Genomic DNA, 11,838 nt, shown 5'->3' with positions numbered 1-11,838 from the left:
ACTCAGGACAGGGTCGCCGTCTCGCTGAGACGGGCCTTGCTTTTGCGATGCGCCCATTGCAGCGCCGGTCGTTCAATGCAGATCCAGGAAGCGGCGGCCAGCACGATCACGATCAGCGCCGACACGATCATGGACGGCACGAATGGCAGCGAGGTCTTGTTGATCACCAATTGCTGCACGGGAAACGCGTACAGATAGATGCCGTAAGACAGATCGAACCGGCCCCGAAGGGTACCGTCGACATACAGCAGACCCAGACTCAGTGTCGCCAGGCAAATGCACAGCGTGACGACGACGCCGGCCATCGGCGTTCCCGTTGCAAGCGCAATCAGGCCGAGGCAGGCCGTCAGCGTTATTGCCAATCGATGTCTGGCGACCAGGTATTGCTTGTAGAAAGCCAGGAGCGACCCGGCGAAAAAGGCGATACCGGCATAGCCATACACCGCCAGTTTCTGAGCCAGCGCCGAGGCGGGGCCATTGCCCAGCACATAGGTCGCAATACAGAACGCCACCAGCGTTGCACCGACCATCGCCGCCCGGCGGTACAGACTCAACGCGGCCGCCACCAGCAGGTAAAAGGCGAATTCGATCTTCAGCGTCCACAGACTGCCATTGAAAGACTCGCTGAAGATAAAGCCGTTGGTGATTTCATCGATTGCCGCGCGACCGAACAACGAGATGCGCAGGAAGTCGATCAGCGCCGCAGGACCGGTGACATAGCCGTCGGCCAATATCCCGCCCGCCACAAACGTCATGATGAATGCGCAAGCGATCAGCGCAGGGAAAATCCGCGCGACACGCTTGGTCAGATAGTCGGTGACGCTGCTGGCATTGAGGAAACTATGGGTGATCAGCAGGCCGGAGATCGAGAAGAAGGCGATGACGGCGATACCCCCCAATGAGTTGTAACCGGCGATGCCGGGCTCTTCCAGACCTGAAAGCGCGAAGTGGTGACTGACCAGCACCATCAGTGCCGCAAAATGCCTGATCAAGTCGAATGAGTTGTTTCTCAACTGAATAATCCTTATTCGAAACCGGCCCGCACGGTTCGCAATGGTCCTGTATTGAATGACGGGAACAGCGTTTTACAGGTATTTCCACACAAAGCCCACAAAACCGCCATCACAAACCCATACAGCCTTTGCAGACTCGCCCCATTCCAACAAGGGAGCGTTCTGATGAACCGAAATCTGACATTCAAGCTCGGGGCCATTGCCCTGTTGATCCTGTTACTGTTGATCCCGCTGCTGATGATCGATGGCGTTATCGATGATCGCCAGCAACGGCGTGACGGCGTCCTCGACGAGATCGCCAGAAGTTCCAGCTACTGCCAGCAGATCAGCGGGCCGGTGATGGTGGTGCCGTATCGCAAAGTGGTGCGCACCTGGAAAACCAAAGAGAAGAGCGGCGAGCGTTACCAGGAAATCGGCGAAGAGCGTGGGCGTCTGTATTTCCTGCCGGAGCGTTTTGAGCTCGACGGCCAGGTACAGACCGAGCTGCGCGCCCGGGGCATTTACGAAGCGCGGCTGTTCCATGCCGACAATCGCATCAGCGGGCACTTCGCGCTGCCGGCACAGTTGGGGATCAAGGAAGACTTTGCCGATTACACCTTCGATGCGCCGTTCCTGGCGGTCGGCATCAGCGATATTCGCGGGATCGAAAATGCCCTGAAGCTGGAGCTGGGCGCGCAGCGTCTGGACTTCCTGCCCGGCACTCAGGTTGGCTGGCTGGGCGAGGGTGTGCGAGTGACGCTGCCGGCGCTGGACACCAGCAAGACCACGGAACTGGCCTTCGGTTTCGACCTGCGCTTGCAGGGCACCGGCTCGTTGCAGGTGCTGCCGGTGGGCAAGACCAGCCGCGTGAACCTGGCAGCCAACTGGCCGCACCCAAGCTTCATCGGCAACTTCCTGCCGGCCAGGCGTGAAGTCAGCGATCAAGGCTTCAGTGCCGACTGGCAGACCTCGTTCTTCTCTACCAACCTGCAAGAGGCCATGAATCGTTGCGCTTCGGGAGACGACTGCGAGGCGTTCAACAGCCGCAGCTTCGGGGTGAGTTTCATCGATCCGGTGGATCAGTACCTGAAGAGTGACCGGGCGATCAAATATGCGCTGTTGTTCATCGTCCTGACGTTCGCCGGTTTCTTTTTGTTCGAGATATTGAAAAGCCTGGCGGTGCACCCGGTGCAGTACGCGCTGGTGGGGGTGGCGCTGGCGTTCTTCTATCTGTTGCTGCTGTCGTTGTCGGAACACCTGGGGTTTGCCCTGGCGTATCTGCTGTCGGCCAGTGGTTGTGTGTTGCTGATCGGTTTTTATGTCTGCCACGTGCTGCGCAGCGTGCGCCACGGCCTGAGTTTTTCGGCAGGGCTGGCGGCGCTGTATGGCCTGCTGTATGGCTTGCTGAGCGCCGAGGACTATGCGCTGCTGATGGGCTCGCTTTTGCTGTTCGGCCTGCTGGGCGTGTTCATGGTGCTGACCCGTAACCTGGACTGGTACGGCGTCGGGCAGAAACCGGCCAGACCGCTGGAGTTCGATCTCGGAGCGGTGCAATGAGCCGGTTCGTAGGGTTGCGTGAGGAACAGCGGGAGGCCGAGGTATTGATGACGCTGATATGTGCGTCATTGCCTCCCGCGCCGGGCTTCAGACCTTTGGCATCGTCGCAATCATCGACGGCCGCTGGCTCACCTCGAAGTACCAGTGGGCCAGTTGCGGGTTGGCCTCACGCCAGCCGAAATCCGCAAAGCGCAGATCCAGATAGCCCAACGCACAGGCCACGCTGATCGCGGCGATGTCGAAATGGCTGGTCAACTCGGCAATGGCGTCGCGCTCCAGCAGCGCCAGGGTGCGGCGAATCTTGTTGCGCTGGGCTTCGAGCCATTCGTCCCAATGCTTCTCCGGGGCGCGCAGCACTTGCTCGTAACGCACCAGGACGGAGGCGTCCATGATCCCGTCGGCCATCGAGGCCAGGGTCAGGCGCCGCCAGCGGGCCGAGCCGTCGCGAGGGATCAGTGGATTGCCGACGTGCTGGTGGTCGAGGTAGTCGAGGATCACCCGGCTGTCATGAATGACATTGCCGTCGGCCAGACGCAGGGCCGGGATCTTGCCCAGCGGGTTGTCGTCGTTCAGCGCAGCATCGGGGCTGACCGGTGTCAGGACGCATTCCTGCAGGGCGACGCGATCCTGCTGGCCGGTCTCGTGCAGCAGCACCATGACTTTGCGCACGAACGGGGACAGGGTGTTGTGGAACAGGGTCATGCTGGGAGCGGACATCGGCAGGGTCTCGGTCAAGGGCAATGAACGGGCAGCATAGCCTGTCAGCGCCTTGGCTCAAGCCTTTTGTGGGAGCGAGCTTGCTCGCGATAGCGGACTGTCAGTCGCCTGGATTGTGAATGAACAGACGCTATCGCGAGCAGGCTCGCTCCCACGGGTTTTTCAGCTTCGCCACAGCAGGCCGCGCAGGGCTAGGGCGGCCGGCACACCCAGACCGATCCAGCTCAAGCCGTCCCAGATTCCGTCGCCCAGCAGTGCGGCGAACAGCCCCGCCGCGCTGAGCAACGCGATCACCAGCGGTGTGCTGAAGACTTTCCAGAAGTTCGACTGACGCGGTTTCATGCCGAAGCCTCCGCCGTTTCCGCCACCGGTTTTGCCGCCTTGCGCCGTACCAGCCACAAGTACACGCCGCTGCCGAGAACGATGATGGTCAGCACATCGAGGGTGGCCCAGAGGATCTTCATCGGCATGCCGCCGTAGTCGCCAAAGTGCAGCGGTTGCGACATGCCCATGGCGTCCATGTACCACGGTCGTTCGGCCACCGCCGTGACCTGCAGGGTGCTGGCGTCGATCAGCACCGGCGTCAGCAGATGCGAAGTCAGGTGGGTGCCGCCCTTCATGAACACCGAGTAATGGTGCTCGCTGGAAAACCGCGTGCCGGGGAAAGCGATGAAGTCCGGTTTCATCCCCGGTGCGACTTCGCCGGCGATGTCCAGCAGGCGGGTGGCAGGGGCGAGGTGAATCAGCGGCGGGGCATCGCGGTAGGGCGCGATCATGGCGTTGAGCGAGTCGTTGCGCCAGGCCGCGATGATCAGGTCGGCACAGGCGCTGATGACCCCGGTGACGCCGACCACCAGCGCCCAGGTCAGGGTCACCACGCCGATCAGATTGTGCAGGTCGAGCCAGCGCAGTCGGGTGGATTTGTCCTGGCGCACGGTGCCGAAATCCAGGCGACGCATGAACGGCAAGTACAACACCGTCCCGGAGACGATCGCCACCACGAACAGCACACCCATGAACGCCAGCAGCAACTTGCCCGGCAGGCCTGCGAACAGGTCGACGTGCAGACGCAGAATGAACAGCATCAGTCCACCGTTCGCCGCGGGCGTTTCCAGGACTTCGCCGGTGCGGGCGTCGAGCATGAAGGTGTGCGAGGAATTCGGCTCGGTGCCGGGGGTCTTCGCCATGATTGTCAGCACGGCGTTGGGCTCGTCGTCTTCGAAACCGAAGTACTGCACGACTTCGCCGGGGCGATGGGCCTCGGCGGCCTGCACCAGTTGCGCCAGGTCGAGGTGCGGCGTGTCGGCCGGCATCTCCCGCACTTCGGGGGCGTCACCGAGCAGATGCTCGATCTCATGATGAAAGATCAGCGGCAGTCCGGTCAGGGCCAGCAGCAGCAAAAACACGGTGCAGATCAGGCTGGTCCAGGTGTGGATGAACGACCAGCGACGGATTGTTTTACTTTTCATTTCATGACCTTCAAAAGCACCAAAGCCGTCCACGAGGGACGGCCTGGTTGCAGGGCCTGTTTCAGCTCACGCGTTTACCACTTGTAGGTGGCACTGGCGACGACGCTGCGCTGGTCGCCGTAATAGCAGTAGAAGCTGTCGCAGGTGGAAATGTAGTCCTTGTCGAACAGGTTGGTGGCGTTGACTGCCACCGATGCGCCTTTGAGGCTGTTGTCCAGACGACCGAGATCGTAATGCACGCTGGCATCGAACACGGTGTAGGCGTCCGCCTTGCCCAGCCAGGTGTTGGCCTTGTCGCCGTAGGTGTTGCCGGTGTAGCGCACGCCCCCGCCAATACCGAAACCATCGAGCACGCCGCTGTGCCAGGTGTAGTCGGTCCACAGCGAGGCCTGCTGGTTCGGCATCAGTTGCAGGCGGTTGCCCTTGTCGACGCCGTTCTGCACTTCGGACTTGGCCAGGGTGTAGGCGGCGATGACTTTCAGGTTGTCGGTGACGTCGGAGGTGGCTTCCAGTTCCAGACCCTTGACCTTCACTTCGCCGGTCTGGCTGGTGATCGATACACCATTGACGAAGGAACTCACCGAGACGTTTTTCTGGGTCAGGTCATACACCGCAGCGCTGAGCAGGGTTTTGCTGCCCGGTGGCTGGTACTTGATCCCCAGTTCCCACTGTTTGCCTTCGGTCGGCTTGAGCGATTCCGTGGAGGAGGCGTCGGCGCCACTGGTGGGCTGGAAGGACTCGGCGTAGGAAAGGTACGGCACGAAGCCCGAGTCGAACACGTAGCTCAGTGCGGCGTTGCCGCTGAAGGCCTTGTCGCGGTCGGTGTTGGTCGCATCGCCCTTGTTGATGAACTTCGTGCCGGTGTGCACCCAGTCTTCACGGCCACCGAGGGTCAGGCGCCACTGGTCGAGGGCCATCTGGTCCTGCACGTAAAGACCGGTCTGGTAAGTCTTCTGGTCGTAGTCGTAGAACGCGGTGGAGCGCGCCGGACGCACGATCGGCTGACCATAGATCGGCTTGAGCACGTTGGTGGTCAGGCCGTCACCGAAGATCGAGGTGTAGTTGGTGTTGCTGCGCTGGTGATCCAGACCCAGCAACAGGGTGTGGCGAATGTCACCGGTGGCGAAGTCGGCCTGGAAGTTGTTGTCCACGGCGAACTGGCTGATGTCCTCTTCGACACTGGTGCTGGTACGACCGACATTGCCGGCGTCGTCCACCTGGGTGTACGGATACGAACCCGGAGTCAGGCTCTGGAACGACAGGTCCGACTTGGTGTAGCGCAGGTTCTGCTTGAACTGCCACACATCGTTCAGGCGATGTTCGAAGGCATAACCCAATGCGTAGTAAGTGCGGTCGTAGTATTCCCAGTCCGGATCGCCAAGGTTCTTGTGATGGGACACCTTGCCGAACGGCATGTCGATCTTGGTGCCCTGCACCGGCAGGAACTGGCTGGTGATGCCGGTATCGTCGCGGGTGAACTGGGTCAGCAGGGTGAATCTGGTGTCGTCGTCGATGTTCCAGGTCAGGCTCGGCGCGATGTTGTAGCGCTTGTTATCGACATGGTCGATCTGCGTGCCGCTGTCGCGCACCACACCGCTGAGGCCGTAGAGAAATTGCCCGGCGTCGTCGATCTTGCCCGTGCTGGCGAAGTTGATCTGACGGTGATTGTCGCTGCCGTACTGCAACTGGATCTCGCTGCTCTGCACATCGCTCGGACGGCGGCTGACCATGTCCAGCAGACCGCCCGGCGGGGTCTGGCCGTAAACCGACGAGGCCGGGCCGCGCAGAAGGGCGAGGCGGTCGAGGTTCCAGGTTTCCTGTTTCGGGTTGGCGTACACGCCTTTGGGCAGTGGCAGGCCGTCGAGGAACTGGGTCGGTTCGAAACCACGCACCCGCAGCCAGTCGGAACGGGTGTCGCTGCCATAGCTGCTGGCGGTGATACCCGGCATGTAGCGCACGGCGTCATCGAGGCTGTGGACGCTGCGGTCGTCCATCTGCTGGCGAGTGGCGACGGAGATCGAGCGCGGTGCTTCGACCAGTGCGGTATCGGTCTTGGTGCCGGCGGCGGTGCGGGTGGCGGTGTAGCCCTCGACCGGGCCCCAGGCGCTTTCCATGTTTTCCACACTGATCACGGACGTTTCCGGCAACGCCATCACGCCATCCGGCACGGCAACCAGCGTGTAGGTTCCGGCGCTGCTCTGTTGCAGTTGCAGACCGGTGCCCAGGAGAGCTGCGCGCAGGGCCCCCGCCGCATCATATTGGCCATTGACCGGGGCCGAGGTCTTGCCTGCGGCCAGTGCCGGGCTCAGCGACAGCGCAAGGCCGCCCTGGCTGGCGATCTGATTGAGGGTGGTCGCCAGTGGTGCGGCCGGCAGGTTGTAGGCGCGAACGCTCGATGCCTGTTCAGCCGCGATCGACGGGCTGCTGGACAGCGGTGTGCAGAGGGCAATGGCGACCGCCAGCAAACTGGGGCGCAACAAGGTGTCTAGCGAACGGGACATACGGCGGCTCCTGAATGGAAATATTTCTCAATTGCCTGTGTGCCGGACGAGATTCGAAAAGTGATAGGGCTGGATGAAAATAATTTCGATTAACGGACGGCATGGTGGCTGAAGTCAGCTGAAAGTCCGTTTTCAGGGGGGAACGGGATTTTTATCAGGGCTTCGGCTCAGCCTTGGCCACGGTGACCCACCAGGGGGTGTGCTGTTCGATCTGCACCGGCAGGGTCGGTAACAGGGCGTTCAGGGCCTTGTCGGTATCGTGCAGCGGGAAACTGCCGGTGATGCGCAAATCGGCGACGTCCGGCGCGACGCCCAGATGGCCGCGACGATAGCGGCCGAGTTCGTGCACCAGATCGGCCAGGCGCGCGTTGTCCACCACCAGCATGCCGCGAGTCCAGGCATCGGCGCCGGGGCCGAGCGTCGCAACCGCGTCCAGCCCGTTGTCGCGAATCAACACTTGCTGGCCTTCGCGCAGGATCTGCTCCTGCGGGTCGGTTTGCGCATGTGCAGCGACGGCCGACTGCAACACGCTCAGGCGCGTGCCCTGTTCTTCGCGCTTGACCAGAAACCGCGTGCCCAGCGCACGCATGCGGCCTTCGCGGGTTTCGACGATAAACGGTCGCGCATCGCCATGGCCGGTTTCGATGAGGATTTCGCCGTCCTGCAACACCACCAGCCGCTGTTTGTCATCAAAGCGCACGTCCATGGCGCTGTGGGTGTTGAGATTGATCACGGTACCGTCCGCCAGCCGCACGGTGCGTTGTTCGCCGGTGGCGGTGCGCTGGTCGGCGAGCCAGTAATCCAGTGGCAGGTAGTGTTCTGCGGCAAACAGCGACAGACCGATCACCGCGACAACGCTGGCCAGACCGCTGCCCAGTTTGCGCACACGCCGCCGGATACCTTCGCGCGATTGCAGCAACGCAGCGCGGGCAGGGCCGTTGGCCACACTGAAACGCTGATCGAGCATGCCCAACTGGCGCCAGGCCCGGGCGTGCTCTTCGTGGGCGGCGTGCCACTTGGCGAACTCTTCGCGCTCCAGCGGGCTGCTGGAATCGAGGGTCAACTGCCACGCGATCGCGGCATCCAGCACATGGGCCGGGACGGGTCTGGAACTGGCCGGGTTCACGTCGGCTCACCGTACAGGGCGATGTAGCACTGGCGGATGCCCTGAGCCAGATACTGGCGTACACGCGGCACCGACACGCCGAGTCTGTCGGCGATCTCGGCATGGGTCAGACCGTCCAGACGGTTATAGAGGAATGCGGCGCGGGCCTTGGTCGACAATTGGCCGAGCAGGCGATCGATGGCTTTGAGGTCTTCAAGAATCAGTTGCTGCTCTTCCACCGACGGCTGTTCGCCTTCGGGAATCAACATCAGTTCGGCGAGATAGGCCTGCTCCAGCGCGGCACGACGGAAGTAGTCGAACAACAGGCCTTTGGCGATCGCCACCAGAAACGCCCGGGGTTCGCGGGGCGTCAACAGTTCATCACGGCCGAGCAGACGGACGAAGGTGTCCTGGCTCAGGTCTTCTGCACGTTGCGGGCAGGCCACGTTGCGCCGCAGCCAGGCCAGCAGCCAGCTGCGATGGTCGCGATACAACGCACCGACGAGCTCACTGTGAGGGCTTTGGGCTGACGACACGAAGGCACCGACTGGGAAATGTTAACCAACGAGAATTGTTCGCGATTGTGGCAGAGGTGGGAATGGTTAGCAATTGGCCACCGGTCGGGTTCTCGGGGCGACAACCCTGGACCTCAGAACGAATGTGTCTGCTGACGGCGCTTCCACTGACTCAGGCGTTGCTGCAGATTCAGCGGGCTGTGAATCTGTTGCTGACGCGCGCGGCTGAACAGAATCAACGCCAGTTCCGCGGTTGCCAGTGCGTCGGCGCTGGCATGGTGACGCTCGAACACATCGAGCCTGAACCAGTTGATCCAATCGTCCAGACCGGCTTCGCGGATGTGCGCCTGCGGACAAACCAGCGGCGCGATGTCGGCCACATCGAGAAATACCTGCTGCAGCTTGTGCCCCAGGTGTTCTTTCATGGCCCGGCCCAACATGTGTTGATCGAAGGGTGCATGAAATGCCAGTACCGGACTGTTCCCCATGAATTCCAGCAGGTCGACCAGCGCCTCGGCCGGTTCGCTGCCGGCGGCAATCGCATTCGGCCCCAGACCGTGGATCAAAACGCTGGGGCTGACCTTGAGTTCACGACATTGCAGGGTCCGTTCGAACTGCTGGCCGAAGTCGATGGCGCCGTCCTCGATCACCACCGCGCCAATCGACAGCACCCGATCCTTGTTCAGATTGAGCCCGGTGGTTTCCAGGTCCAGCACCACCCAGCGTTGCTCGCGCAGACTGCACTCGCTCAGGTCGCGGATCACCGGCAGTTTCTCCAGCCGTCGTTGCAGATCGTCCGCCAGGACCGGGCTGGCCGGACGCAGCCACGAGAACAGGTTCATAGCTGATACCGCAAGGTCAGGCTGCTTTGCAGGCGTTGGGCCTGGCGCAGGGATTCGCGCAAGATGCGCCGGTCCAGATGATTGAGGCTGTCGGGATCGACCCGGTTGGAGTACGGCAGGTTTTCCCGCGTCTGTAACTGATGCTGTTGCAGGCGGGTCTGCTGGATGAAGTGGTAGGCCTCTTCGTATGCCGCGCCATCCAGCCGGTCGATGACGTCTTTGTTCACCAGTTGGCGAAAGCGTTCGAGGGTATTGTTGGCGTCGATGCCGTTGGCCAGCGCCAGCAGGCGTGCGCCATCGACAAATGGCGTCAGCCCTTGGATCTTCAGGTCCAGCGTGGCTTTCTCGCCGTTCTTTTTCGTCAGCACAAACTCACGGAATCGCCCCACTGGCGGACGGTTGCGCAGGGCGTTCTCGGCCATCATTCGCTGGAACAGTCGATTGTCGCCGACCTGATCCAGAATGCCCCGACGCAGCTGCGCGCAGCCCTGCTCGTCGCCCCAGACCACCCGCAGATCGAAATAGATGCTGGAGCCCAGCAGGTTCTCCGGCGTCGCTTCGCGGATGAACGCGGCAAAGCGCCGGGCCCATTCGGCGCGGGACAGACACAATTGCGGATTGCCGGCCATGACGTTGCCCTTGCACAGGGTGAAGCCGCATTGCGCCAGACTGTTATTGATCTGTTGCGCAATGGGCAGCAACTTGCCGCGAATCTCCGCCGCATGCGCGGCATCCCGGGCTTCGAACAGAATGCCGTTGTCCTGATCGGTGTGCAGGGTCTGCTCGCGCCGGCCTTCGCTGCCGAAGCACAGCCAACTGAACGGCACACCGGGGTCACCTTTATCGGCGAGGGTCAGCTCGATCACCCGGCATACGGTGTGATCGTTGAGCAGGGTGATGATGTGAGTGATCTGGGTCGAGGACGCACCGTGAGCCAGCATGCGCTCCACCAGTTGGCCGATCTCGCCACGCAGATTCACCAGTTGTTCAACTCGCTGGGCGCTGCGGATGGTGCGCGCCAGGTGCACCAGATCGACCCGCTGCAGCGAAAACAGATCCCGTTCGGAAACCACGCCGCACAATCGCTGATCCTTGACCAGGCAGACGTGGGCGATGTGTCGCTCGGTCATCGCAATCGCCGCGTCGAAGGCGCTGTGATCCGGCGACAGATAGAACGGCGAGGGTGTCATGTGGCGTTCGATGGGGTCGCTGAAATCACCAATGCCTTCAGCCACCACATGACGCAGGTCGCGCAGGGTGAAAATCCCCAGCGGCGCCTTGTGCTCATCCACCGCGACGATGCTGCCGACCTGTTGCTCGTGCATCAGCTTCACCGCTTCGCGTAGCGCAGTGGTCGGGCTGCAGGTGACTGGATGACGCATGGCCAATTCGCCGAGACGGGTATTGAGCGAATACTGGGTGCCGAGGGTTTCCACGGCTTTTTGCTGGACCTGCTGGTTGACCTGGTCGAGCAGGCTGCTCACCCCGCGCAGGGCGAAATCGCGGAAAGTATTGGAGAGGGCGAACAGCTTGATGAACGCCGGTTTGTTCAGTTGCAGGCAGAAGGTGTCTTCGCCGGCGAGGTGTTCGGTGCGAGTCGCCCGCTCGCCGAGCAGCGCGGCGAGGGGAAAACACTCGCCGGTGGTGATTTCAAACGTGGTTTCGGTGCCGCCCTTGGCCGTGTGCGGACGCTCGCCGACCACCCGGCCCTGCTTGACGATATAGAAGTGTTCGACCGGCCCGTCGGCGGGCTTGATGATGCTTTCGCCCTGACCGTAAAAGCGCAGTTGGCATTGTTCCACCAGATAGGCGAGGTGGGCGTGTTCCATCTGATTGAAAGGGGGGAAGCGCTGAAGGAATTGCAATGTGCCCTGAATGTTCTGCAACACCGCGGTTTTCCCTGCCTGGGTGAAGGCGTCCGCTTTACTCATAACCATTACCGCAGTCTTTTTCGAATTGTTGTTATCGGATCGTTGCAGCCATGGTCGGCTCCCCGGCGCGGGGTGCCCATTGGACGTAAGTCTAGGTTTTCACGACCGTCGGGCGGTTTCGGACATACCCTACAGAAATACTCGGAATTTCTTCGGTTCACCTATTGGAAAAGTTTCCGACGAAGTGCACATTGAAGCTCTGCCCGGCG

General features: G+C 61.7%; 10 protein-coding genes. 1 reads left to right on the top strand and 9 read right to left on the bottom strand.

The features are described 5' to 3' along the window. Positions 1-2: 2 nt before the first annotated feature. On the bottom strand, positions 3-1,013 hold the full coding sequence (locus NWV16_RS26110; protein WP_260521283.1) for an acyltransferase family protein: 1,011 nt from the start codon (positions 1,011-1,013) through the stop codon (positions 3-5). A 165-nt stretch (positions 1,014-1,178) separates the two neighbouring features. On the opposite strand from NWV16_RS26110, the gene creD reads away from it, so the two are divergent. Next, on the top strand, positions 1,179-2,549 hold the full coding sequence (creD, locus tag NWV16_RS26105; RefSeq protein ID WP_260521282.1) for a cell envelope integrity protein CreD: 1,371 nt from the start codon (positions 1,179-1,181) through the stop codon (positions 2,547-2,549). An 87-nt stretch (positions 2,550-2,636) separates the two neighbouring features. On the opposite strand, the gene NWV16_RS26100 is transcribed toward creD, so the two are convergent. The 8 genes from NWV16_RS26100 to NWV16_RS26065 all read right to left on the bottom strand — a co-directional run bounded on the left by NWV16_RS26100 (position 2,637) and on the right by NWV16_RS26065 (position 11,629). Beyond that, a complete protein-coding gene (locus tag NWV16_RS26100; RefSeq protein ID WP_260521281.1) occupies positions 2,637-3,266 on the bottom strand; it encodes a glutathione S-transferase in 630 nt (209 codons plus the stop codon). Between the two features lie 162 nt (positions 3,267-3,428). Next, a complete protein-coding gene (locus NWV16_RS26095; RefSeq protein ID WP_065259090.1) occupies positions 3,429-3,608 on the bottom strand; it encodes a hypothetical protein in 180 nt (59 codons plus the stop codon). Then, positions 3,605-4,735, bottom strand: a complete 1,131-nt coding sequence (locus NWV16_RS26090) for a PepSY domain-containing protein (protein ID WP_260521280.1) — start codon at positions 4,733-4,735, stop codon at positions 3,605-3,607. The genes NWV16_RS26095 and NWV16_RS26090 overlap by 4 nt, the downstream gene beginning before the upstream one ends. A gap of 74 nt (positions 4,736-4,809) precedes the next feature. Beyond that, positions 4,810-7,236: a TonB-dependent siderophore receptor gene (locus NWV16_RS26085; protein WP_260521279.1), complete on the bottom strand. Its 2,427-nt coding sequence runs from the start codon at positions 7,234-7,236 to the stop codon at positions 4,810-4,812. Positions 7,237-7,390: 154 nt separating this feature from the next. Further along, complete coding sequence (locus tag NWV16_RS26080; protein ID WP_260521278.1) at positions 7,391-8,362, bottom strand: FecR domain-containing protein; 972 nt, start codon at positions 8,360-8,362, stop codon at positions 7,391-7,393. Further along, a complete protein-coding gene (locus NWV16_RS26075) occupies positions 8,359-8,877 on the bottom strand; it encodes an RNA polymerase sigma factor (RefSeq protein ID WP_260521277.1) in 519 nt (172 codons plus the stop codon). Before NWV16_RS26075 ends, NWV16_RS26080 begins: the two co-directional genes overlap by 4 nt. A 113-nt stretch (positions 8,878-8,990) precedes the next feature. Then, positions 8,991-9,698, bottom strand: a complete 708-nt coding sequence (locus NWV16_RS26070) for a PolC-type DNA polymerase III (RefSeq protein ID WP_260521276.1) — start codon at positions 9,696-9,698, stop codon at positions 8,991-8,993. After that, positions 9,695-11,629, bottom strand: a complete 1,935-nt coding sequence (locus NWV16_RS26065; RefSeq protein WP_312846914.1) for a putative nucleotidyltransferase substrate binding domain-containing protein — start codon at positions 11,627-11,629, stop codon at positions 9,695-9,697. The genes NWV16_RS26070 and NWV16_RS26065 overlap by 4 nt, the downstream gene beginning before the upstream one ends. Between the last annotated feature and the right edge of the window lie 209 nt (positions 11,630-11,838).

This window comes from Pseudomonas sp. BW7P1, assembly GCF_024981055.1.
Lineage (GTDB): Bacteria > Pseudomonadota > Gammaproteobacteria > Pseudomonadales > Pseudomonadaceae > Aquipseudomonas > Aquipseudomonas bananamidigenes.
Note: the sequence above shows the minus strand (reverse complement) of the source record. Positions and strands in the feature narration are given on the sequence as shown.

Bases quoted from the DNA above. Each gene is read 5' to 3' on its own strand.
- NWV16_RS26065 (WP_312846914.1), bottom strand. From the start codon at position 11,629: ATGAGTAAAGCGGACGCCTTCACCCAGGCAGGGAAAACCGCGGTGTTG.
- NWV16_RS26090 (WP_260521280.1), bottom strand. From the start codon at position 4,735: ATGAAAAGTAAAACAATCCGTCGCTGGTCGTTCATCCACACCTGGACC.
- NWV16_RS26070 (WP_260521276.1), bottom strand. From the start codon at position 9,698: ATGAACCTGTTCTCGTGGCTGCGTCCGGCCAGCCCGGTCCTGGCGGAC.
- NWV16_RS26100 (WP_260521281.1), bottom strand. From the start codon at position 3,266: ATGTCCGCTCCCAGCATGACCCTGTTCCACAACACCCTGTCCCCGTTC.
- NWV16_RS26085 (WP_260521279.1), bottom strand. From the start codon at position 7,236: ATGTCCCGTTCGCTAGACACCTTGTTGCGCCCCAGTTTGCTGGCGGTC.
- creD (WP_260521282.1), top strand. From the start codon at position 1,179: ATGAACCGAAATCTGACATTCAAGCTCGGGGCCATTGCCCTGTTGATC.
- NWV16_RS26095 (WP_065259090.1), bottom strand. From the start codon at position 3,608: ATGAAACCGCGTCAGTCGAACTTCTGGAAAGTCTTCAGCACACCGCTG.